The organism is Lysinibacillus sp. FSL K6-4013, assembly GCF_038630435.1.
Taxonomy (GTDB): Bacteria; Bacillota; Bacilli; order Bacillales_A; family Planococcaceae; genus Lysinibacillus; species Lysinibacillus boronitolerans.
Genome location: NZ_CP152031.1, coordinates 4109074 through 4133684 on the forward strand (window position 1 = coordinate 4109074; position 24611 = coordinate 4133684).

At 37.1% G+C, this 24611-nt stretch carries 17 protein-coding genes; 7 read left to right on the forward strand and 10 right to left on the reverse strand.

Features of this window, described 5'->3' with window-relative positions:
* Position 1: 1 nt before the first annotated feature.
* Positions 2–5092, forward strand: coding sequence for a DUF4132 domain-containing protein (locus MHB39_RS20360; protein ID WP_342545155.1), 5091 nt, complete (start codon positions 2–4; stop codon positions 5090–5092).
* 45 nt (positions 5093–5137) lie between these two features.
* Here MHB39_RS20360 and MHB39_RS20365 read toward each other — a convergent pair whose 3' ends face one another.
* Together MHB39_RS20365 and MHB39_RS20370 are read right to left on the reverse strand one after the other, a co-directional pair.
* A complete protein-coding gene (locus MHB39_RS20365) occupies positions 5138–5869 on the reverse strand; it encodes a hypothetical protein (protein WP_342545156.1) in 732 nt (243 codons plus the stop codon).
* Positions 5862–7199 (reverse strand): ATP-binding protein, encoded by a 1338-nt coding sequence (locus tag MHB39_RS20370; protein WP_342545157.1) that lies wholly within the window; start codon positions 7197–7199, stop codon positions 5862–5864. The genes MHB39_RS20365 and MHB39_RS20370 overlap by 8 nt, the downstream gene beginning before the upstream one ends.
* A gap of 149 nt (positions 7200–7348) precedes the next feature.
* Here MHB39_RS20370 and MHB39_RS20375 point away from each other — a divergent pair, with 149 nt between their 5' ends.
* The 4 genes from MHB39_RS20375 (at position 7349) to MHB39_RS20390 (ending at position 14048) form a co-directional block, all read left to right on the forward strand.
* On the forward strand, positions 7349–7813 hold the full coding sequence (locus tag MHB39_RS20375; RefSeq protein WP_205445841.1) for a hypothetical protein: 465 nt from the start codon (positions 7349–7351) through the stop codon (positions 7811–7813).
* A 527-nt stretch (positions 7814–8340) separates the two neighbouring features.
* Complete coding sequence (locus MHB39_RS20380) at positions 8341–10089, forward strand: methyl-accepting chemotaxis protein (RefSeq protein ID WP_342545160.1); 1749 nt, start codon at positions 8341–8343, stop codon at positions 10087–10089.
* Between the two features lie 135 nt (positions 10090–10224).
* Positions 10225–13395, forward strand: a complete 3171-nt coding sequence (locus MHB39_RS20385) for an amino acid adenylation domain-containing protein (protein ID WP_342545162.1) — start codon at positions 10225–10227, stop codon at positions 13393–13395.
* A complete protein-coding gene (locus tag MHB39_RS20390; protein WP_258859707.1) occupies positions 13392–14048 on the forward strand; it encodes a 4'-phosphopantetheinyl transferase superfamily protein in 657 nt (218 codons plus the stop codon). The genes MHB39_RS20385 and MHB39_RS20390 overlap by 4 nt, the downstream gene beginning before the upstream one ends.
* Before the next feature lie 103 nt (positions 14049–14151).
* Here the strand turns inward: MHB39_RS20390 and MHB39_RS20395 are convergent, their stop codons facing one another.
* From MHB39_RS20395 to groES, 5 genes are all read right to left on the reverse strand, one after another.
* The gene (locus MHB39_RS20395; RefSeq protein WP_016993303.1) at positions 14152–15162 is read right to left on the reverse strand and encodes an ABC transporter substrate-binding protein; all 1011 of its coding nucleotides are present in this window, start codon (positions 15160–15162) and stop codon (positions 14152–14154) included.
* 10 nt (positions 15163–15172) lie between these two features.
* Positions 15173–15934 carry an ABC transporter ATP-binding protein gene (locus tag MHB39_RS20400; protein WP_258859708.1) on the reverse strand — a complete coding sequence of 254 codons (762 nt, stop codon included), beginning with the start codon at positions 15932–15934 and terminating at the stop codon, positions 15173–15175.
* 4 nt (positions 15935–15938) lie between these two features.
* The gene (locus tag MHB39_RS20405) at positions 15939–17018 is read right to left on the reverse strand and encodes an iron ABC transporter permease (RefSeq protein ID WP_258859709.1); all 1080 of its coding nucleotides are present in this window, start codon (positions 17016–17018) and stop codon (positions 15939–15941) included.
* A 249-nt stretch (positions 17019–17267) separates the two neighbouring features.
* Positions 17268–18899 carry a chaperonin GroEL gene (gene groL / locus MHB39_RS20410; protein ID WP_036075467.1) on the reverse strand — a complete coding sequence of 544 codons (1632 nt, stop codon included), beginning with the start codon at positions 18897–18899 and terminating at the stop codon, positions 17268–17270.
* 132 nt (positions 18900–19031) lie between these two features.
* On the reverse strand, positions 19032–19316 hold the full coding sequence (gene groES / locus MHB39_RS20415) for a co-chaperone GroES (protein ID WP_004224358.1): 285 nt from the start codon (positions 19314–19316) through the stop codon (positions 19032–19034).
* Between the two features lie 171 nt (positions 19317–19487).
* Between groES and MHB39_RS20420 the strand changes: the two genes are divergently transcribed.
* Complete coding sequence (locus MHB39_RS20420) at positions 19488–20252, forward strand: type II CAAX endopeptidase family protein (protein ID WP_036075465.1); 765 nt, start codon at positions 19488–19490, stop codon at positions 20250–20252.
* A 77-nt stretch (positions 20253–20329) separates the two neighbouring features.
* Here the strand turns inward: MHB39_RS20420 and tatC are convergent, their stop codons facing one another.
* From tatC to MHB39_RS20435, 3 genes are all read right to left on the reverse strand, one after another.
* Positions 20330–21154: a twin-arginine translocase subunit TatC gene (gene tatC / locus MHB39_RS20425; protein ID WP_258859710.1), complete on the reverse strand. Its 825-nt coding sequence runs from the start codon at positions 21152–21154 to the stop codon at positions 20330–20332.
* Between the two features lie 16 nt (positions 21155–21170).
* Positions 21171–21356: a twin-arginine translocase TatA/TatE family subunit gene (locus tag MHB39_RS20430; protein WP_008176991.1), complete on the reverse strand. Its 186-nt coding sequence runs from the start codon at positions 21354–21356 to the stop codon at positions 21171–21173.
* Between the two features lie 166 nt (positions 21357–21522).
* Positions 21523–22158 (reverse strand): redox-sensing transcriptional repressor Rex, encoded by a 636-nt coding sequence (locus tag MHB39_RS20435; RefSeq protein ID WP_036075461.1) that lies wholly within the window; start codon positions 22156–22158, stop codon positions 21523–21525.
* A gap of 253 nt (positions 22159–22411) precedes the next feature.
* Between MHB39_RS20435 and MHB39_RS20440 the strand changes: the two genes are divergently transcribed.
* The gene (locus MHB39_RS20440; RefSeq protein WP_342545170.1) at positions 22412–24355 is read left to right on the forward strand and encodes an ABC-F family ATP-binding cassette domain-containing protein; all 1944 of its coding nucleotides are present in this window, start codon (positions 22412–22414) and stop codon (positions 24353–24355) included.
* Positions 24356–24611: the final 256 nt, after the last annotated feature.

Here is a 24611-nt window from a genome sequence, read left to right on the forward strand (position 1 = left end):
GATGACACTTTCACCTGAACAAAAGACACATTTTCAAACTATAGCTGATTCTGCACCTATAGCGATACAGCCTTTAGCAGCCGCACTGTTAAAATACATGGACAATAGAGATTATGACATTGAATCGCTTATAGCTGCTCAGCAATATTCATCACTTGGAGAGCTATTTAGTGGACCATTATTTGAAGTGCTTACCTTGTTTTCTTCACAAGAACGTGCACTCAAGATCAAAAAACTAGCATTACGTTTTGATGCTACAATGTTTCAAACAGATGCTTTACGTCGATCTTTTCGTTCATCTCAACCAGTGCAAGACCATCTTTTTCAATGTTTACAGTTAATAGAAGAGATGCTGACATTTGAGGAAATTACTTTGCAGGAGTTATTAACGAATCATCGCCAATATGAACATGGGACTTATCCAAACTATAGCTCGTATGTCTTGAAGAATGAAAATGTGAAAGTTATGGGTTTTAATGTTTTTGAACAGTTGCTTGCTGAAGAACTATCATTAGAAAACCCTTCCATCGAAGAAGCAGTAGAGAGTATTTTATTTGATGAGCATCAAAGTAGCTTTTTCGGTCATCCATTCATTCGAGGTATTTTCAAGTCAAGTAATCGTCGTATGCATGATGCACTTGGTAAACTCTTAATAGCAGCTGCACGACAAGAAGGTTTACGACAGGCAATAGTAGAAAATATTGACCATGGCAATCTAGATGCACAGCTCAACATGATGAAGCTTATTCAGGAGCATCGCCTAACACGCTTCTCCTCTGTAATTCGAGCAGTCGATACTTGGATGGGACTTGGCTATAATAGCTTCGAAAATCAAAAAATAACAGAGGAAGTTCTTACATTAGCCATCCAAGCAATTGAAGAAGACAGCTTTGTTGAGCAATTGTTAAAAAGTGAACGTACAATTGATGTTTATGTTGCATTATGGGCTACTGCTACAAAGGACTATACGAAGTTAAATGACCTTGTAACAAAACTCTTAAAGCGTGACAAGCATATCCAACTTACAACGCTTGCCTTTTTGAAAAACTTATCGAAAATCTCCTTTACAGCGCCATTTGTGAAGGATTTAATCTTATCAACAAAAGATATTGAGCTGTTTGCCTTTGCATGGGGCAATTTTCTTTATGCTAATCACCATATTAATAGTGAGTATGCAAGAGACAATGAATGGGAGCAAATCCTTCAAACCTTCATGCAAGAAAACACACAGCTACAAGGGATTGAATACCTCTTATTTGAACAGCTTGAGTGGGCAAAGAATGAAATAACGAAAGATGGACTTATCATTACAGGCAAACCACTATCCTTTGTCTATGTCCATTTGCCATTAGAAGATTTAATTTCAACACAAATTATTTTAGCCCACCATATACAAGACGAGGCATTATTCCAACGAATTATTGAGCATGCAGATTCTTACTCACCATCAAGTAGAATCGGCCTACTGAATATTTATTGTCTTGACCCTGTCACAGAAGGTCAACGTGAATTTTTATTTAATTCTTTACGGGATCGCAGTTCCATCAATCGTTCTCTTGCGTTAAAGAAAATACATGCTCTAACACCAACAGAAGAAGAAATAGCAAAAATTGAAGATCTTTTAGCTAATAAATCAGGTGCACTTCGTAAAGAGGCTATTTCACTCTTAAAAGTTCAGCCACAGAACCATCTATTACAAAGTGCTGAAAGGCTGATAAAAGATAGTAAGCAGTTAAAGAGACTTGGAGGGCTTGAGTTACTATTAGAAGCCTCTAAGGAATACAGCTTAGCAAGCGAGCTAATTACAGCTTTATGCTCCTTATTACCAAAAGTAACTAAAAACGAGCAAGTTTTGTTAGAGCAATTAATTACAAGGGATGCCCCAGAGTATAACGAGCGTAATGGCTTTGGCTTATATACACCACATCCCCCTATTCAATACGACTGTATTTCTGATGGAGCCATTCAAATGAACGGTGAAGAGCCTTGGCAACAACTTGTTCCACTTTATGCACAGACACCTACACCCTTCGAAAAATTCTTTCAATATGATGTTGATAAATTATTATCTAAGCTAGAGCAGCTTATTCAACTTTTAGATAAACATGCTGAACTAGAATATGAAACATACCAATGGAATGACACACCCATAAGCACTACATTAGGACAAAGATATAGTGTAATGGCAACTAAATCGGATAATCAACGACATGCTAGTCTTGATGCTTATCCTATCCCCGAAGAAATTGTTCAATGGATAAAGACAGCATTATTTAGTAATGAGGACTTAGCCTATTTTAATTTTTACCATAATCTATCAGAATACCCTGCTGCTCATGATCTTTCCGAAGCAGCTCATACACTAATTAAACCGTTCTTCCAATACAAAGAATTAAAAGTACGTGTTGCGCAATTTAATTCCTTGAAATATGACGATACAATTCAACAGATTTTCTCAGTGCTATCCCAAGACATCGACAAAATCTCAGGTGATACAGTGCTACATCAGGAAGCACTTTCATTACTCGAAAAGCATGCACCCGAATTTAATCGCTTCGAACAGGCAGTAGTCATAATGTTACAGCTATTCAAACAAATCCCTGCTGATCAGTGGCAACTTGATGTTCGAGAGAAGGGTTATTATTACTATCGTTCCACTTCTACCATTATCGATTTAGATGTCATTGAGACATTTGTTGATCGATGCTGGTCTGATTACACAACCTATGGTGAATATGTCAAAATGCTAGCTATCAATGAAGAGCTAACAAAGCGAATGAAAAATGAAAGCTATAAGCCAAACGTCTACAATTTATCTTTATTCCAATATTTAGATGCAATGAAGGTTGGTTTATTTACGCAAGATCACTTATTTGAGGCCATCTTTACCAATACGCTCGCTTCAGAAATATTTATCGAGCCAACTAAATTGCGAGAACGCTATCAACAGTCATTTGAAGATTTAACCGATTTCTTTACTATTCGTGAACAAGCAATTGATCGAATTTTAGCCATAGAGCTAAAACGTGGTGATACGCCTACTGCTGTTACAAAGTTAGCTAGTAGCATTTCTTATTTTGAGGGTATTAATTATTTCTTACAAATTCTACAGGCACTTGACGGAGAAAAACTTGCGCGAGGATATATTTGGCAGGCAGAAACGAAAAAGGATGTATTCTCCAGATTGCTAACTAACTGTTACCCTAAAAAAGAAGAAACAGCCCAGCAATTAAAAGAAGCATGGCTGAAAACAGACATTTCTAAAGAACGTTTAATTGAAGCCATGATGTATAACCAACATTGGATAGACCTTGTCAGTGAAGTGATTGGCTGGGATGGACTAAAAGAATCAGCCTGGTATTTTATCGCTCACACCACAGATTCTTTATCCGACTTTGCCAAAGATCAGATTGCCCTTTTCTCTAGCATAACTGCTGAGGATTTCCGTGATGGTGCATTCGATTTAGCTTGGTTCCAAAGCGCCTATCAAACACTTGGGGCTAAGAAATTCAAACTTGTTTATGATGCTGCAAAATATGCCTCTGAAGGAGCCAACCATCGTCGGGCACAGCTTTATGCCGATACAGCCATCGGTAAACTCAGTCCAAAAACGTTAATGCAAGAAATTCAAGATAAACGCAATAAAGATAAACTGCGCGCACTTGGTCTTATCCCTTTAATAAAATCGGATGACAAAGACGCCCTAACACGCTATCAATTTATTCAACAGTTTTTGAAGGAAAGTAAGCAATTTGGTGCCCAACGCCGCGCAAGTGAGGCTCGAGCAGCAAGTATCGCACTAGAAAATTTAGCGCGTAATGCAGGAGATGGAGAAGCCACTCGCTTCACATGGCGTATGGAATTATCTGCCTTTAACGATATGAAGCATTTGTTTAAAGCACAACAGATCGAGCAAATTACAGCACATCTACAAATAGAAGATGACGCCTCTGTAGCTATTATTGTTGAAAAGGATGGTAAACGTCTAAAGAACGTTCCTGCTGCATTAAAAAAGCATGCTGATATTGTAACCTTGCAGGAAGCCAGAAAAGACCTACAAGAACAATACAAACGAGCACGCCCAGCTCTTGAGCAAGCAATGGAATTAGAAACTGTATTTTCGATCGAGGAGCTCATTCATTTATTGGCCCATCCGATCCTAGCTCCACTTTTACAAAAACTAATATTTATCAGCGATGATTACGTTGGAATGCTTACACCACAAGGCTTACAGCTTCTATCGGCTGACATTGTGGACCTTGCTCCTTCGTCCTCTATAAAGATTGCTCATCCTTTCCATCTTCTAGAAAGTGGTCAATGGAGACAGTGGCAATCCTATATGTTCGAGCACAAAATACAACAGCCATTTAAGCAAGTGTTCCGTGAGTTATATCTCATCAATGCTGATGAAAAAGCACAGAAACAATCATTGCGCTATGCAGGACATCAAGTAAATCCTTCACAAACAGTAGCCTTGTTGAAAACACGTGGCTGGCAAATCAGCTATGAAACAGGACCACGTAAAGTATATTATAAGGAAAATATTGTGGCATCCTTGTATGCACAGGCAGATTGGTTTACGCCAGCAGAAATTGAAGCACCTGCAATCGAAGGTGTTTACTTCTATGATCGACTATCAGGCAAACATATCGTTTTAGATGATATTCCAGCTGCGATATTCTCTGAGGTTATGCGAGATATTGATCTCGTTGTCAGCGTTGCTCATATTGGGGGTGTAGACCCAGAGGCAAGTCATTCTACTGTTGAAATGCGCAGTATTATCGTAGAAGAATTGGCGAAATTATTGAAGCTAAACAATGTGGAAGTGAAAAAGCAACATGCCCTCGTAGAAGGTAAGCTAGCAAGTTACTCCTTACATTTAGGAAGTGGTGTGGTGCATCAAATAGGCGGTTCCATGATCCCGATTATTGCTGTACCTTCTCAGCATCGGGGACGAATTTTCTTGCCGATGGTGGATGATGATCCGCGTACTGCTGAGATCATGTCCAAGCTTTTATTATTAAGTGAAGATACAAAAATTAAAGACCCTGCCATATTAACTCATATTCGAAGCTATGAGCAAATGCGCTAACTTCACACTAGATAAAAACAGGTGACGTATTTCGTCGCCTGTTTTTTACTGTACATCTGTTTTAATCATTTCAAATAATAGCGGTACATTCGTGCCTCGTTGCAATGAATGACAGTCCTCCATTAAAAAGGACCAACTTTTCTTGATTTTCTCCCTATAAGGTAACGCTGAACTAACCGGTAGATAGGCGCTTAAATATTCCCCAATCGTGCCTGATAGATTGTCCATAAATTCATCTGCTTTTTGTAGTTTTTCTGTAGGGATTTCATTGCGCTCATTCCATAAGACATGCTCTAAATTCGTAGAAAAATAAAATAATTGATAAGGTACTTTCATACGGTTAATGTTAAAGTGGTCGTTAGCGATTAAAATTCGGGCATTTTTTGCCTTCATATCATTGCGTTGTTCAATTTGCTCTTTACGTTTATCCGACTTCACTAAAATAGCATCCTCTGTATAAAATAGGTTTTGTTCGATACTCTCATCTACCTTGACGCATTCTGGTGCAATAAAGCATCCATCTGCATCTGTAATATGAACAACAGCAGTTAAATCATTGGCTAAAAATTTATATTTTTCTAGATAGCTCTGAATCACTCGTACAACACTGTTTTTAATATTTGGGATCCGTTTGTGCGCATCCCACTTTGTTAAAATATCCTCACGTTGTACATCAAAGCGTATTGTCGAGTTCGCAAAATGAGCATCTAAATAATCCTCTAAAATAATTTGCTCCGTCTGCCCTTCCACAATGATTAATAGCACTTTTTTAGTCATGTTGAACACCCGCTTTACGAAAAGCACGCTTGATTTTAAATGTTTTGGTTTCCTTATATATCTCTTCGTCCTGTCCACCAAGTTGGATAGCACGTAAATAAACATCTCTAGCATTATTCACTTCTTTAATACCTTTTAGCTGCATATAGCGGTGATATTCATTTGTCGTCGTAAACCATAAATTTTTAATAGCTAGCACCTCTAACACACGTAGATTATGGGATGTAAAAATAAGTTGTCCTTTTCCATCCTCATCTATCACTGTTAACAACTCACCCAACAAATATTCAAATACACCTGAATCTAATTCATCAATAACCACGCATGCATTCGGATTATTGTATACAGCAATTAATACACTAAGAATAGAAATGATCTTTAAAATTCCCTCTGACTCTGTTCGTAACGGTAATTCCCGCTCCCCACGCTGCGACAAAAACTCAAAACGAATTCCCTGCTCTCCATTATCCATCGTTTGTTTTGTGATGATATTAATTTTAATTGTCAGACCAGGAATAATTGCCGAGAGCACTTGATTACTTTGCTCAATTACTTCACATAATGCATAGAATGCATCCTCTGGTAATAAAGCTGGTCCATTTAAATCATAAGGAATAAGGCCTCTCGTTTTCTCTAAATGAATACTAAACGGCATGATCCGTTCTTCAAATAATGGTGCAATGTTTTGATTACTAACAACATGTAAATCTCTGCTAAAATCAACGGCAATATTTTGTAGCAGTTGCATTTCTTGCTCAGAAAGTCGTTCCTGTAATAATGGCTTTACATCTTTGTGGAATAGAAATGACATATACTGTTTTCTTGCTAACTGTTGAATAACCAGTAATTGGATACGTGCCTGTTCACTCAGATCATTCAGTTTCGATTGACGGATTTGCACATCTTTCTCTGTCACAGCAACTAAAGTCTTAAATCGCTTCCCTTTCGTATTTTCTCGATAGGTAAGGCGCTCCAGCGTAGTATATAGTCGATGCTGATCCTCCTGTAGTTCCACATAGTAATTCACAAAAAATGTACCGAATTGATTCTCAACTAAAAATTCAACATCCATACTAGCTGTTTGCTCTCCTGCCAATAGGAGTCGCTTCTCTTGTGAAGGTAACTTCACTTCAGCAAGCCATCCTGATATAAGTGTCTTCAATAAACTGAATGCATCTACAATGGTTGTCTTTCCAGAGCCATTTTGTCCATATAGGCCAACAACATTCGCTTGTAGAAATGTCTCAAAACGTACTGCGAGTACAAGTTCACCCTGTCGTACATTTCGAAAATTTTGTATGTTTATTTTTTTTATCTTAATAATTGCCATATGCTAAACATCCTTTTAGCTTTTTCTCTTATTATAATGAAATTTGTTATATTTTATAACAAATTCGAACTTAAGCATCCATAGCCTATAGCCTATGACAAAAATCGCAATAGGCATATGTTAGAAAAAATGAAGAAAGGTGTGTTTCATTGGTTTATCCTAGATTAGCCCCCGATGATTTTAACAGTCAATTTCGGCCAGGTATGAAAATATGGGTGACACTCCCTACTGGTACTTATTCAGGTACATTGATTCGAACATTTGGCACTGGAGGAAGAACAGCTGAAATCCAGCTAGATAACGGTCAAATAGTGACTGTGGATGTTAGTCAAATCACTGCTGCAGGTACAGGAACACCGCCTGGTAGTTCCTATCCGCCACCATACCCACCACCTTATCCACCGCCGTATCCACCGCAACCTTATCCACCACGTCCATACCCACCACAGCCCTACCCACCGCAGCCTTATCCGCCACGTCCATATCCACCACAGCCGTATCCGCCGCAGCCTTATCCGCCACGTCCAGGTGGTCAATATCCTGGTTTCCCACCACCACTAATACCAGGACTTCCGAATATTTTACCAGGAATTTTTGGTAATCCCCGACCATAGCAACAACTAGAAAAAGGTTATTTCTTTATTCAAGAATAAAGAAATAACCTTTTTTTCATTTTATTCCCATAATAAAAATCATCCAATTCCTTTACATATAAGACATGACAAAATAAGTAAAAAGCCCTAACAAGGAATTGGAAATTAGCATTTCAGTCAAATTTTTAATCAATTGAAATTAAGTTAGTTCTGAGCATACTTCTTTTTTATACTAGTAACTGTTAAGCTTTTTGTAAAAATTTAACCTAACCTAAAAAATATATAGACTAAAAAACTAGATTTCTTTGTTTATTCATAGAAATCATGACTTTAAATAGTAAGTTTTCTGGGTTGTGAATCAATTTTTTTGGCAGTATAGTAGTTAAATGATAGGGGATAAATAGATTATTTTGCATTTGAAAATATTTAAAACGCATCTGGACTTCTACGAATAACATCAACATCTTCAATGTGTAGTACATTGACTAAATTATCCATTTATAGTCCTTAGCTTGAAATATTTGTTAGATCATATTAGGAGGAAAAGCATGAAAAAACGCAAGAAGCAGCAAATGTCTATTAGTAAGAAATTAACTGCGATAGTAGTGAGTATTTTATTATTATTTGGATTAGTTACTTTAGGTCTTTCTTATTATATAGTAAGAAATAGTAATTTAACAGACATGAATCAATCTCTTTCTGACAAAGGCATGATCCTAGCCAAAACCATTGATATTACTACACTAAAATCCATATTAGAGAATCCTACAAATAGTAACCCCGATGCTCTACGTTTAACTAGAGAGATGGATGCAATCAATGATAATTCAGATAGTATTACCAATCTATTTTTAATTACAGTTAACGGTGAAAATATTAATGCACCTGTTCTATCATCTAGTATACTTGAACTAGGAGCAGAGTATAATCAAGATATGATTGCAATGGGTTTATCTCCTGATTTCCTAGCAAGAATTAAAGAAGTCTTTGATACAAAAAAAGCAACAGCAACAGATATTTATAGCGATGAATATGGTAGCTATAAAACAGGCCTTACACCAATCTTGGATGAAAATGGGGACATGCTGGCTGCTTATGCCATTGACTATGATGTATCAATGGTAACAGGAAAAGCGATGTCTGAAGCCCTATGGACGTTATTAGTAACGGTTATTTTCTTAATTGGTTCATCCATTGCTGTTTACACTCTTTTAAGAAAAAAATTAACACCAATTCAACAACTTTCCTTACAATCGAAAAAGGTCGCAGAAGGTAATTTAGAACTTGAACCGTTACCAGTTACTTCAACAGACGAAGTAGGAATGCTCACACAAAACTTTAATTCAATGATTGAAAATCTAAAAAATGTTATTAAGAGTACAACGAATGTCTCTGAACGTGTTTCAAACACAGCCAATGTTTTATCTGTAAATATGCAAGAAGCTTCTGATTCATATAATAATGTAGCATCTTCCATGCAGGAAATTGCAAGTGGCGCTGATCTTCAAGTACAAAAGGCTAAAGAAAGTACAGTTACTATTGAAGAAATGAGTATTGGTATTCAACGCATTGCTATGACATCCAATCAAATTTCAGAATCCTCAATTTTAGCATCTGAGGAAGCTGAAAGAGGGAATGAATCGACAAATAAATCTGTTGCACAAATGAATGCTATTAGTAAGGCTGTTAATCAATCCGCAGCTTCTGTTAAATTACTTGGCGAACATTCCAATAAAATTGAAGAAATTGTAGGAATCATTACAGGGATTGCTTCTCAAACCAATTTACTTGCATTGAATGCGGCTATCGAAGCTGCACGTGCTGGAGAAGCTGGTAGTGGCTTCGCAGTGGTTGCTGATGAGGTACGTAAACTTGCCGAACAATCTGAGGCATCTGCACGTGAAATTTCTACACTTATTTCTCATATCCAGCATGATACAAACGAATCTGTAAATATCATGGTTCACGCTGTAGAAGAAGTAGATCATGGTATTGTCATGATCAATGATTCGGAAAAATCATTTAGCCAGATCTTAACTTCCATTCACCATGTGACAGGGCAAATTCAAGAGCTTTCTGCAACGATTGAAGAAATGGCAGCTGGTATGGAAGAAGTAACGTCTGCTGTTAAAGATATGGAAGATTTTTCAGTCAATTCAAAGGACAATACAAGAGCAGTAGCAGCAACTTCTGCCTCTCAATTGAATACAGTACAACGAGTTTCTGAAGAGGCTCAAGTATTATCCGAGTTATCTGATGAATTAATGAATGTTGTTAATACCTTTGTAGTGAAATAAAAAATGAAAGGGCTGCCTTATTAAGGAGAGTTATTTCCGTTAGTTTCTCACAGATTGCTTCACTACTGTGGACCTAATGATGATAATCGCTCCTTCATAAGTGTCGGCCCTTTTCTAAAATAGGAGTTGTCATAATTGAATAATAAACAAGAATTTGATGTACACCCATCCCAAAATAATAAGCATTCTTTTGACCAACAAACGCCATCCTCCAATAGCACACAATTGTTGAACAAAGAAGACTTACTCGCATATCAAACGTTAAACCGAACAATGGCTAACTACGATCAAAACACCACAATACCTGATGTATTTTATCAGGCAGCACAAAAGTTTGCAGAACGAATCGCATTATCCTATGAAGGTGGAAAACTTACCTACCGTCAGCTAAATGAACAATCCAACCAAGTTGCTCATATGTTAGTTGCCAACGGTCTAAAAAAAGGAAACTATGTAGCGATTGTGATGGAACGTAGTAAAGAAACAGTCATTAGTTTGTTAGGTATCCTGAAAGCTGGTGGTGTTTATGTTCCCATTGATCCGAGCTATCCAAAAGAACGTTGTCAGTACCTATTAAACGATACAGGTGCCCCATTTATCATAACGAAAAACGAACATACAGCTCTACTGAATGATTTTATACATAATGATTCCCAAACACGCACAGTGTTCACTATCAACCAAACGGAGCAAGAGTATTCACAGGAAAATATGCAATGTGAACTGCTTCCATCCGATTTAGCCTATATTATTTATACTTCTGGTTCAACAGGTAAACCAAAAGGCGTCATGCTTAAGCATGAAGCTGTCATTAATTTAATAACAGATAATCAACGAATCTACCATTCAACTAAAGAAGATGTTTATTCCCAGTTTATTTCTTATAGTTTTGACCCTTCTATAACAGAAACTTTTACTGCTTTATTTTCAGGGGCAAGACTTCATATGCTTACAAGTGTAGAACGTCTGTCCATTGAGGCATTTGCTGATATGATCGGCCGTGAGCAAGTAACGACTGCTACTGTTCCAAATGCTTTCTTTACACAGCTAGCTACACATTTACCAGTAAGCTATAGGGAAAAGCTTGCGACATTAAATTATTTATCTGTAGGTGGTGAAGCCCTATTGCCTGCCATTGTTCAAAAATGGCAAGAGAAATTTGGACTTACTACAGAAATTATTAACGTGTATGGACCAACTGAATGTACAGTATTGTCCTCCTATTTTAAGGTAAAAAGTCAGATAACAGACATGCAATCTAGTATCCCCATTGGTAGACCTATTGCCAATTATGAAATGTATGTTATCAATGCTGACGAACAGCTATGTCCCGTTAACACAATCGGAGAATTATGTATTGCTGGTGCTGGGTTAGCAGCAGGTTATTTACATCAGCCTGTAAAAACAGCTGAAGTATTTGTACCCCATCTCTTAAAGCCAAATCAAAAAATGTATCGAACAGGTGATTTAGTTCGACTATTGCCAACTGGTGTCATTGAATTTGTTGGACGTAAAGATTCTCAAATTAAAGTAAGAGGTTTCCGTATCGAACTTGGGGAAATCGAAACAGTATTGAGCAATCATACGAGCATTCAGGAAGCTGTAATTATTGCGAAGAAAATGGCTGATGGAAATAATCATTTATTTGCCTACTATACAGTGGCAAGTGGTATGCAGCTTGAGGAGAATCTTTTAAGGGACTACTTAGCGAATCTTTTACCAGATTATATGGTGCCAGAGCAATTTATTGAATTGCAAGAAATGCCGTTATCCCCTACAGGAAAAATTGATCGAAAGCACTTAGCTTCATTGGAATTAACTTTATCACGCAGCACTACATATATTGCACCAGAAAATGATACACAGCGTATGCTTGCTACCGCCTGGGAATTAGTGCTCGGTATTGAGCCAATAGGCATTCATGATAACTTCTTTCATATCGGTGGGCATTCGCTAAAAGTGCTCGAGATTCTTGTACAAGTGAAAAAACATATACCATTCTTAAAAATTCAGGATTTCTTCCAATATCAAACGATTGCTGAACTGGATCATTATATTCGTCATTATCAACCAGAAGCGATTGAAGATCAAGACGAGCCAGCTAAAAGCATTGTATTCAAAGACTTAATGGAGCCTAGTCCTCTACAAGTCTCCCAAAACGTGAAGCCCTTGCCAATGACATCGGTATTATTAACTGGGGCTACAGGTTATTTAGGTAGTCATGTATTATATGAGCTATTAGCAACAACAACTGCGCACATATATTGCCTTATTCGACCGAGTACCCAAACTACGATTGAAGCCAAGCTAATAGAAAGTATGCAATTTTATTTTGGCAATACGATTGCTCAGCAATTGAAAGACCGTGTCACTGTTATCCAAGGTGACTTAGGCAAGCAACGACTTCATTTATCTGATAAAGATGAACAAATCATTATGAAAGAAATCGATGCCATCATTCATTGTGGTGCAGATGTACGTCATTTCGGTGCAGCTGATCATTTTAATAATGTCAATGTGAATGGAACTCGCTATTTGCTTGAAGTAGCCAAACAGAAACCAGGTGTGCATTTCCATTATGTATCGACTATTGGAATTCCAGAGGAGCTAGCAGCCATCCAATGGGGACCAGATGAAGCAAAAGGTAACTTCAATTACGATGTAAAGCTTACTAATGTTTATACTCAAAGTAAGCTAGAAGCAGAAAATCTTGTTCGAAACGCTGTACATGATGCGATCCCTGTCTCCATTTATCGTGTAGGAAATTTAAGCTGTCATTCTGAAACAGGTAAATTCCAACGTAATATCGATGACAATGCCTTTTACCGTATGATTAAATCAATGCTTTATTTAGGTAAAGCTCCTACGGCACAATGGCATGTTGACTTCACACCAATCAATTATGCTAGTCAGGCACTTGTTTCTTTGGCAAGCCAGCCAGCAACCAACGGCCATGTCTTCCATTTATGTAACCCTGTATCGCTTACTTATTTAGAATTAATCGATATGCTTAAAGAAATTGGTTATGACTTAACAATTGTTTCAACACAAGAATATACAGATTGGCTTTTAAATGGCGATCATTCAAAAGATGTACAGGAATATTTATCGTTAGCCATTGCTCAACTTGAAGGTGATGGAGCAAGTGACTCCCCATTTATCTTCAATTGCAAAAAAACGATAGAATTTTTAGCGCATACAAAGATTGAATGTGCGGTACCAAATACAGCCTTTATTCACAGAATGATTCAATATGGCATTGATACAGGCTACTTTCCTGAGCCAAAACAAGTCAATATAAGATGATAAAACAAACTATACAGCTATTTGCACTACCTCTAGGCGCTCAGTTAGCACCATCAGAATTGGATGCTTTTCTTAAAGCACTCCCTTCCGAGGTTCAAAGAAAAGTTCAGCAATACAAGCACTGGCAAGATCAGCAAAGAGCGATGCTAGGTAGCACTCTTATTAGATGGGCACTCCTTCCCTATATAGATGACGTTCTGTTACATCTAGCTCATAATGAATTAGGGCGCCCATATATTGCAGGACACCCTCATTGGCAGGGGGATTTTAATCTCTCTCATTCTGGGGATTGGATAGTGTTAGCAGTCACCACTATCGGACGAGTGGGCATTGATGTTGAAGAAATAAAGCCAGTTAGTGAAGATATGATGATATATGCGCTTTCTGAGACAGAGCGTCAATTGGTCTCTCATCAGCCTTTACATGTTTTTTATGAGTTTTGGACTTTAAAAGAGGCTCTTTTTAAAACAGGCTTATTACCAATCCAATCGCCACATTTGCTTGATACTACTGATATAAGAAAAAAAAGGAAAGACCTTTTTACCCAATTACTCTATCTTGATCAGCAACATCCTGTATCCGTCTGCTGGAACCATGAAAATTCTAAGATAATAACCACAATATTAAATAAAGAGCAGCTTCTACAGCTATAACAAAGGAGGAGAAATTGAATAATTTCTCCTCCTTTTATTATTTAGTAGTAGACGCTGCCCTATTATGTCATTTATTCGCCCCGCTAGGACAGTGCTTTTTATATTATTTAAATAAGTCTGGATACATTTCTTTCGCTAGTGTCTCCATTCCGTCAATTGTGTTATAGCCATAGCCGAACATGTAATTGTAATCTACTATATATATTTGTTTATTTTTAATAGCCTTCATGCTTGAAAGTTTAGGATTGGCATAAATTTCTTCACGTACTTTTGTCAAATCAGAACCGTCCCAGTTAGGAAGTATTAATACATCTGGATCTGCTGCAATTAATGTCTCAACACTTACATCGCCTGTTTCATCTTTGAAAATATTATCTAATTTAACCATTTTGAATGCATCATTAAAAAATGTTTCGTCGTGTGCTGGATAAATAAAAAGCTCTTTTGGATCATTTGTATGCAGATAAGCAAATGTTTTTTCTTCTTTAATACTTTCTAATTTTGAAGAAATATCTTGTTGTCGGCCTTTTAGTTCGTTAATAAAGCTATCTGCTTTGTCTTGAACATTAAAAATTTCACCGATATTTTCGATATCTTTATAAATAGAATCATATGTACCACCTGTTACAGATGACTCTAAAACATATGTTTTTACACCCATTTCATTAAGAGAGTCTACTGTCCCTACTCCCCATTCAGCATTATCAAATAAGCCACCACGACCAAATACTAAATCAGGATTAGTCCCTAATGTAACCTCTTTCCCAACATATTCATCACTTAAAATATTTAGCTTAGCATACTGTTCTTCTACAGATTTATCAACTGCTCCAAAGTTCGCACCAACACCAACGATTTTATCGCCTAATCCTAGATGTAATAATAATTCTGCTGCTGGGCGTGTATTTGCCATAATTCTTTCAGGTGCTTTATCAAATACTTGATCTTTCTTTTCCCATGTTGATCCCCCTTCAGCCTTTGTAAAGTTCTCAATTGTTAGTGGATAATGCTCTTTTGTTTGTGTTTCCTTAGATGCATCTTTTGATGTGTTTCCGCAGGCTGTTAATGTTAACAAAGCCGCTAAACCAATTCCTAATAATAATTTTTTCTTCATGGTTTTCCTCCTACAGTCCATATGCAAAGCCTAATCCATTCGTCACCGGATTAATAAATGTTTGACATTTTATATGATATAAAGCTTCTATTGTTTCTGGTGTTAAAACTTCTTGTGGTGTACCATGTGCATAGATTTCACCATCTTTTACGGCATAAAGATAGTCACAGTAATGTGCTGCCATTTCTAGATCATGAAGAGCTGCTAAAACACCGATGTTTAAACTTCTTACACAGGATAGTATTTCAATTTGATAGCGAATATCTAAATGATTTGTTGGTTCATCCAAAATCATAAATTTAGGCTGTTGGGCAATCGTTCTAGCTAAAATAACCCTTTGCTTTTCGCCGCCAGATAGTGAAAGAAAGCTACGCCCTCTATAACATTGTAAGTTCGTTCTTGTCAATGCCTCTTCTACGATGTCAAAATCCTTTTGGTTATCTGACTCTAGCATTTTTTTATGAGGTGTTCTTCCTAACATCACCATTTGTTGAACTGTTAAATCAAAGTGCATTTCATTAAATTGTCCAACCACGCCTAAGTGCTGAGAAATCTTTTTTTCGGGACTTTTTAAAACATCTAAATCATCTAAGAAGACCATTCCTTTTTGAGGCACTAAGCTTTTATAAATGCTTTTTAGTAAAGTTGATTTTCCGCATCCGTTTGGTCCGATTAAGCCCACAAATTGTTGCTTATTCACATGAATGGATATGTTTTTTACGATTTCCTTTTTGCCGATTTTTACTTCTATTTCCTTTGCTACTAATTCCATTGTTCTACCCTCCGAAGTTGTAACCTTTTTTTACAATCATATAGATAAATAATGGTGACCCAATGACAGAAGTAATAATACCAATCGGTAATTCTACATTTTGGATTAATGTACGAGACAGAATATCCGCCCAAATCATGAAAAGACCGCCTAAGAGCAATGTTCCTAGCATTAATCGTTTATGATCTGCCCCGAAAATACCTCTCGTAATATGTGGAATAATTAAACCAACAAAACCGATCATACCTGCATAAGCGACCATCGTCCCTGTAATAAGCGAGGTAAGAATCATATACAATTTACGATAAACACTTAAATTGATCCCTAATGTGATAGCTGATTCATCCCCAAGTAGCATTGTATTTAGCACGCGATGTTGGAAAAGAAATAATACAGCTCCTAGCACAATCACGAATGTTAAAATCGGTGTTTTGTCCCAGCTTGCGGATGCTAAACTCCCCATAGACCAGAACGTAACCGTTTTGATACCCTCTGCATTATTGGCAAAAAAGATGATAAGGCTTGAAAACGAACTACATAATGCACCGATAACAACCCCTGATAAAACCAATTTCACTGAGGTTGCTTTACCTCCAATACTGGATAAGATAAGCACTGCCATAGAGGTAAACATCGCTCCTGCAAATGCACCAAAGGCTACTCCAAATTGTGCTAGCAATGCACTACTCCCAAAACCAACTAGGATAGCAAAGGTTGCTCCCAATGACGCTCCTGAAGAAATACCAAGTATGTATGGATCAGCAAGTGGATTTTGGACAACTGCCTGCATGACAGCGCCACACAATGCAAGTCCGACACCAATTAATAAGGCAAAAACCACACGTGGCATTCTGACCTGTAAAATAATATTCAAGTAGGATTCACTTTCCACACTATCAAGGGTGCCAAGTTTTCCATTGGATATAGTATGTAGCAAAATATCCATCGATTGCTTGAAAGGAATACTGACTTGTCCTATTGATACAGAAAAAACGGCAGATATTAAAATGGAGGCTATTAAAAGCAAGATAATAACATAATAAATATTGCCCGTCCCTATTCTGTTAGCTTCCTGTTTATTCAAGATTTCACCTCTATCTATTTAACTATCAATCAATGATAACGATTATCATTTTCAATTGTATTGTAAGTGATAATCCATTGAAAAACAACAGGAAAATTTTTAATTATAAATTATTCATATATTTAGCAGATGAATAATCCACTTAAATAGCCTGTTCTAATAAAAAATCAAAATAAAAACCACTTTCCATAAAATTATGGAAAGTGGTCATGTTTACTTAAAAGATTGTGCTTTAGTTTAAGCTAAATCTTACATCATTCCTGGCATACCGCCCATGCCGCTCATATCTGGCATTGCTGGTGCTGCTTCAGGGATATCTGCTACAACCGCTTCTGTTGTTAAGAATAGCGCTGCAACTGATGCTGCGTTTTGTAAAGCTGAGCGAGTTACTTTTGCTGGGTCTACTACGCCTGCTTCCATCATGTTTACCCATTCGCCAGTTGCTGCATTGAAACCAATGCCAACTTCTTCACGTTTTAAGCGATCTACGATAATTGAGCCTTCAAGACCAGCGTTATTAGCAATTTGGCGAACTGGTTCTTCTAAAGCACGTAGAACGATTTTCACACCTGTAGCTACGTCGCCTTCTACTGCTTCAGCCGCTTTTTCCACTGCTGCATAGACGTTAAGAAGAGCTGTACCACCTCCTGATACGATACCTTCTTCAACAGCCGCACGAGTTGAGTTTAAAGCATCCTCAATACGAAGTTTACGCTCTTTAAGCTCTGTTTCTGTTGCAGCACCAACTTTGATAACTGCTACACCACCTGCTAATTTAGCAAGACGTTCTTGTAATTTTTCTTTATCAAATTCTGAAGTAGTTTCAGCAAGTTGTGCACGGATTTGACCAATGCGTGATTCAATCGCGTCTGCTCCGCCTACACCTTCAACGATTGTTGTGTTATCTTTTGTTACCACTACTTTTGCTGCACGACCAAGTGCAGAAATGTCAGCTGATTTTAGGTCTAAGCCTAATTCTTCTGTAATCACTTGTCCACCTGTCAGGATAGCAATATCTTCAAGCATTGCTTTGCGGCGATCACCGAAGCCTGGTGCTTTTACTGCTACAGCATTGAATGTACCACGAAGCTTGTTCACAACAAGTGTTGCTAGTGCTTCACCTTCTACATCTTCAGCAATCATTAAAAGTGGACGACCTTGTTGTACCACTTGTTCTAATAATGGTAATACTTCTTGAATGTTTGTAATTTTTTTATCAGTAATTAAAATGTATGGGTTATCAAGAACCGCTTCCATTTTATCTGTATCAGTTACCATGTAATGAGACGCATAGCCACGATCAAACTGCATACCCTCTACTACATCTAGCTCTGTTGTGAAGCCTTTTGATTCTTCAATTGTAATAACACCATCGTTACCAACGCGCTCCATTGCTTCAGCGATTAGTTGTCCAACTTCATCATCAGCAGCAGAAATAGCAGCAACTTGTGCAATTTCTTCCTTATTGCTTACTGGGCGAGAAATAGCGTGTAATTCCGTAAGTGCTGCAGCCACTGCTTTATCGATACCTTTGCGGATACCTACAGGATTTGCGCCAGCTGTAACGTTTTTCAAGCCTTCACGAATAATTGCTTGAGCTAATACTGTTGCTGTAGTTGTACCATCACCAGCGATTTCGTTTGTCTTAGAAGCAACTTCTGCTACTAATTTTGCTCCCATGTTTTCGTATGGGTTTTCTAATTCGATTTCTTTTGCAATTGTCACACCATCATTTGTAATAAGTGGTGAACCGAATTTTTTTTCTAAAACAACATTACGTCCTTTTGGTCCTAATGTTACTTTTACTGCATTCGCTAATTTATCTACACCTTGTAACATTAATGAACGAGCGTCTTCTGAGAATTTAATATCTTTTGCCATGAGAATTTACCCTCCTGAAATGGAATATTCGTTAAGCTTCTTCAATATATTTATATCAATTTCACCTTATTGTCACATTTGTTTTGCAGACAATAAGCATCCACCTTACGTAAGGTGTGTTTAATGTTCTTCTTATTCAATAATTGCAAGAATATCGCTTTCGCGTAAAATTAGGTATTCATTACCTTCAAATTTAACTTCTGTGCCAGCGTATTTAGAGAAAATAATGCGGTCGTCAACTTTAACGTCAAGCTCTACACGTTGCCCGTTCTCTAATACACGACCTGTCCCAACTGCTACTACTTTACCTTCTTGTGGTTTTTCTTTTGCAGAGTCAGGTAGTACAATACCGAATGCAGATTTTTCTTCTACCTCGATTAGTTCAATTACAATACGATCTCCTAGTGGTCTTAACAAGTGAAACAACCTCCTAATAATTAAATAATTGTTGATATTTATTAGCACTCTATATCAATGAGTGCTAACACAATTATTATGATAATCAATCACTCTTTTTTTTGCAAGTCAGAACTTCGAAAAATTTTGTTTTCTTTCCATATTCCTCTACAATAGAAAAGAAGCATATGAATGGAAAGGATTTTGACTGTGACTAATTCTCAAAAAGTAACGAAACATAAAAAAACAGCCCTGTATGTTTTGCTGATTTATATCTTGATGCAAATCTCTAGCAGATGGTTGCTCTTACCGTTCCATAAGCTCATCATGAAGGTAACGGGTTTAGCTTCTGAACAAGCAGCTCCCATTACTCAAGGTTGGTATATTGCCTTAAGTTTTGCTGTAGCGCTCATTTTAAGCTTAATCCTTACATCTCGAGATAAGGCCTTCTGGAACATTTATCAAGGAAAAAAAGAAACAATACCACTTACAATTGTGTGGGGAATCATCGGCTTCTTCCTAGTCTTCTTTGGACAAATGATTGGTGCTGCTATTGAGATGGCTGTTTTCGGTATTGAGGGAGGCTCACAAAATACTGCTGATATAGTTGCGATAGCTAAAGGGGCTCCCATTGCCATATTAGCAATTGTTGTATTTGGTCCCATTTTAGAAGAATTCGTCTTTCGCAGAGTGATCTTTGGCTCGCTTGTCCAAACAACAAATTTCTGGGTGGCAGCAATCGTTAGTGCCATTTTCTTTGCGATTATCCACTTCGACTTCTCACATATCTTGCTTTATACCATTTGTGGTTTAATCTTCGCCTTTTTATATCACAAAACAAAGCGCATTTGGACGTCTATTATTGCACACGTCATGCTTAATGGATTTGTGACACTTGTACAATTCTATGCGGAACCATTGCAAAAGTTTCTTCAAGAACTAGAAAAAATGCAATAAATTTTTGTAAAGCGATTGTAAGATGCAAAAATAACATAAAAGCTCGGTGTCCTATTTAGGGCACCGAGCTTTATTTATTACTGTTGATTCAATTCTTCTATTTGTCGTCGTTGCTGCTCAAGTGCCTCTTCAATCTGGCGCTTTTGTTCAGCTTCCTGCTCTTCTTTTAATCTCATTTCTTCTGATTGCAAGTATTTTTTATAGCCAATACGTGAAATCATAATGCTTATTTCATATAGCATAAACAATGGTATTGATACCATTAAATGCGAAGCCAACTCCGGGGGTGCAATTATAGCTGCACACACAAACAGACCAAAATAGGAATACTTTCGAAAACGCACTAGTATTTCAGGAGTTAACATTCCAATACGTGAAAAGAATAGGACTACAATCGGCAATTGGAAAAGGAAACCAAATGGAATTGTAAGTCTAAATAAAAATGAAAAATAGTCCTTTATGCCAATTGTTGGTTGTATGTCTAATTCATTCGATAAACCCATCATAAATTTTATGACATAAGGAAATAAGTAAAAGAAAGAAAAGGACAGCCCTGCTAAAAATAATAAAAACGCATACGGAATATACTTTAAGGTTGCTTTTCGTTCTATGTCCCTTAGTCCTGGACTTATAAATGCCCACAATTGATACATTAAAATTGGCGAAGAAACAATAAAAGAGATTAAAAATATAACTTGAATATAAATTGAAAGCGGTGTTACTACATCAAACGCATGGAGTTCTATATTATAGGATTCTCCAGTAATTTGAAGATATTTAATAATTGGCTTTGCGACAAAAAAGGCGCCGGCCATAGCTAGAACAAAGAAAACGGCAACAATGAACAGCCGTTTTCTTAATTCTTCTATATGCTCAATGACAGTTAGATCTTTTGGATTCATTCCTCAACATCCTAACTTACTTATCTAGTTCTTTCTTTTTCTTATCATCATCATCTTCGTCGGCTAAACCTTTAGTAGCATTTTTGAATTCACGTAGTGTTGAACCAAATGCCTTACCAAGCTCTGGTAACTTTTTAGGACCAAAAATTAGTAACGCGACAACTCCGATAATAATGAGGCTCATAGGACCAATACCACCCATTACAGCCACCTCCTCTTTATATCCATCATTTTAACGCATATTTCGCCATTTTGCTAACTAATTATATGTGAAAGTTTTTCGTCACTCTCACTGATTTGACCTCATTTTATTTAAATTATCTATCTTGACAGAAACGGTGAATTACACTTAAAAATATGTATGGTTTTCACTCTTCCTGATTACGAATTAAATAAATAAGCGCTTGCAACTCTACCGATAAATCGATGGTTAAAAGCTGCATTCTTTCAGGTACTGTTAATCGCTCTGGCGTAAAGTTTAAAATTCCCTTTGCATTCATGGCTGCTAAGCGATCCGCCATTTTTTGAGCGGAGCGTGGTGAAACGGTTAAAATAGCAAGCTCTGCACCGTATTCTGCATATTTTTCTTCCAATAAATCTGGATGAAAAACAGGAATGTTACTGATCATTTTGCCATCCTTCGGTGCTTTTGAATCGAATGCTACCACAATATGTGTATTATGATTTTTTTGAAAATTATATTTTAATAATGCACTGCCTAAATTCCCCACACCAATTAACGCTACTTTTGTCGTTTCATGTTGATCAAGCGTCTGGCTAAAAAATTGTAATAGATGCTGCACATCGTAGCCATAACCCTTTTTCCCAAGTGCACCAAAATAAGAAAAATCACGGCGAATAGTTGCAGAATCTATTTTCATCGCTTCACTCAATTCCTTCGACGAAATACGTTCCATACCTTCTTGTGCAAAGTTTTGAATAAATCGATAGTAAAGAGGAAGTCTTTTTGTAGTGGCTTGTGGAATTTTTAATTCTTGTTTCAAACTTTTTCCTCCTTATGATGTACCTCCATCAATTTTACTGTCTTTAACTACTAATTTTAATACATTCATCCTTAACAATATACAACATTTTTGCAATCCCCTGCTGTATTTCTCTTTAGTTAATGGCGCCTTATACGCAGCTAACTAAAAAGAAATCGTTTCAATCTTACATGACTGCTAGGAATAAGTAAAGCACGGACATTGCATGCAAATCGTTCATCCATTACACTAAGGTAGAATTGAGGTGTCAAGAATGATTGTTTTACAGGTCAATCAACTAACTAAATCCTTTCTTGCAGATGAAATTTTAAGTGGTGTTAAATTAGAAGTTCAACACCGTGACCGTGTTGCCTTAGTAGGACGAAACGGTGCAGGTAAATCTACTTTATTAAAAATAATTGCTGGTCAAATGTCCTATGATTCAGGCGATATCATTATCCCAAAGGGTATTCAAATAGGCTATTTAGAGCAACATGCAGGATTAAACTCTACGCTAACGATTTGGAATGAAATGATGACTATTTTCGAATCACTTTTAGCACAAGAACAGCTCCTACGCTCACTTGAACAACAAATGGCTGATCCTACTGTTTATGAAAATCCTACTATGTATGCGAAAGTTATGTCGGAATACGATCAATTACAGCATACGTTCAAGGATGCTGGCGGCTATCAATATGAATCAGACATACGATCAGTCCTTCATGGTATGCAATTTTATTCCGAAGACTATGACAAACCCATCAGTTCCTTATCTGGTGGACAACGCACACGTTTAGCACTTGCTAAGCTCTTACTTAGTAAACCAGATCTTTTAATTCTCGATGAGCCTACTAACCATTTAGATATCGAAACATTATCTTGGTTGGAATCCTATTTAAAGGGCTATGAAGGCGCAATATTAATTGTTTCCCATGACCGCTACTTCTTAGACCAAGTCGTTTCTATTGTCTACGAAGTATCCCGTCATCGTGTTACCAAATATCCTGGTAATTATAGTGCTTATTTAGATGAAAAAGCTAAAAATTATGAACGTGATGTCAAACTCTATGAACGTCAGCAAGATGAAAAGGCCAAGCTAGAGGATTTTATCCAAAAAAATATTGCACGTGCTTCTACAACAAAAATGGCACAAAGTCGACGTAAAATGCTTGAACGTACAGAGTGGATGGAATCCCCGGACGGTGATGAGAAATCCGCTAGTTTCGGTTTCTCGATTGAACGTCAAAGTGGAAATGATGTTTTATCTGTTGATGAATTAACGATTGGTTATAATGATCGTACCATTTCTAGTGGGATAAACCTTCGCACTTTTCGCGAGGATCGGATTGCCCTTGTTGGTCCAAATGGAGTTGGTAAATCGACATTATTAAAAACAATTGTAAAGGATTTAGCCCCTCTTGCAGGCAGTATTCGTTATGGGACGAATGTACAAATTGGCTATTATGATCAAGAGCAAGCAAAGCTCTCGAGTAATAAGAGTGTCCTGAAAGAATTATGGGATGAATGGCCACTTATGAACGAAAAAGATATTCGTACTGTATTAGGCCGTTTTCTTTTTAGTGGTGAAGATGTGGATAAAGCAGTATCCTCTTTATCGGGTGGCGAGAAAGCACGCCTTGCGCTCGCAAAGCTAATGATGCAAAAGGCTAATTTCTTAATTCTCGATGAGCCTACCAACCATTTAGACTTAGATAGCAAAGAGGTTTTAGAAAATGCTTTAATTGATTACCCTGGTACGCTTCTATTTGTCTCACATGACCGTTACTTCATTAATCGTATTGCGACGAAAGTGGTGGAGTTGTCTGGAACGGGTTCTTTTGAATATTTAGGTGACTACGATTATTATATAGAGAAAAAGCAGGAACTATTGGAACTAGCACAAATGAATGCTGCCTCTCAACCCCAAGTACAGCAAGATCTGCCTGATAAAACGTCTACATCAAAAATAGATAAAGAGGCAAAAAAACGTGAACGTCAAATTAGACGTACGATCGAAGATTTAGAAAGCAAGATGCAAGAAACATCTACTATTGTTGCAAGCCTAGAGGAGGCTCTATGTGACTCTGCCATTTTCACTGACCATGAAAAAATTTCAATGCTTCAAGACGAATTAGCAACTGCTAAAGAACAGCATGAGCTATTAGAATTAGAATGGCTTGAGTTAAATGAAGAACTCGAAAATATTAATATGTAAAGATGTAAGCCATGTGACCTTTCACATGGCTTTTTCTTTACTTGTCTTCATTTTTCATATATATTGGTCAAGTGCTATTTTTCGACAAAAAATGCCCACAGTTTTATACACACTATAAATCTAGTAATACCAACATATCAACAGAGTTTTCCACACTGTCCACAATAAAAAATTATTTTATCCACATTGTATCGTATAAAACAAGCTACTATATATTGAATAATCACAAGTTATACACAAGTTATCAACAATTTGT

What these genes read in the sequence shown, in the direction of transcription:
- MHB39_RS20360 (WP_342545155.1), top strand. Translation starts at nt 2, where the DNA reads ATGACACTTTCACCTGAACAAAAGACACATTTTCAAACTATAGCTGAT.
- MHB39_RS20365 (WP_342545156.1), bottom strand. Translation starts at nt 5,869, where the DNA reads ATGACTAAAAAAGTGCTATTAATCATTGTGGAAGGGCAGACGGAGCAA.
- MHB39_RS20420 (WP_036075465.1), top strand. Translation starts at nt 19,488, where the DNA reads ATGGAAAGGATTTTGACTGTGACTAATTCTCAAAAAGTAACGAAACAT.
- MHB39_RS20380 (WP_342545160.1), top strand. Translation starts at nt 8,341, where the DNA reads ATGAAAAAACGCAAGAAGCAGCAAATGTCTATTAGTAAGAAATTAACT.
- MHB39_RS20430 (WP_008176991.1), bottom strand. Translation starts at nt 21,356, where the DNA reads ATGGGTGGTATTGGTCCTATGAGCCTCATTATTATCGGAGTTGTCGCG.
- MHB39_RS20440 (WP_342545170.1), top strand. Translation starts at nt 22,412, where the DNA reads ATGATTGTTTTACAGGTCAATCAACTAACTAAATCCTTTCTTGCAGAT.
- groL (WP_036075467.1), bottom strand. Translation starts at nt 18,899, where the DNA reads ATGGCAAAAGATATTAAATTCTCAGAAGACGCTCGTTCATTAATGTTA.
- MHB39_RS20400 (WP_258859708.1), bottom strand. Translation starts at nt 15,934, where the DNA reads ATGGAATTAGTAGCAAAGGAAATAGAAGTAAAAATCGGCAAAAAGGAA.
- MHB39_RS20395 (WP_016993303.1), bottom strand. Translation starts at nt 15,162, where the DNA reads ATGAAGAAAAAATTATTATTAGGAATTGGTTTAGCGGCTTTGTTAACA.
- tatC (WP_258859710.1), bottom strand. Translation starts at nt 21,154, where the DNA reads ATGAATCCAAAAGATCTAACTGTCATTGAGCATATAGAAGAATTAAGA.
- MHB39_RS20390 (WP_258859707.1), top strand. Translation starts at nt 13,392, where the DNA reads ATGATAAAACAAACTATACAGCTATTTGCACTACCTCTAGGCGCTCAG.
- MHB39_RS20370 (WP_342545157.1), bottom strand. Translation starts at nt 7,199, where the DNA reads ATGGCAATTATTAAGATAAAAAAAATAAACATACAAAATTTTCGAAAT.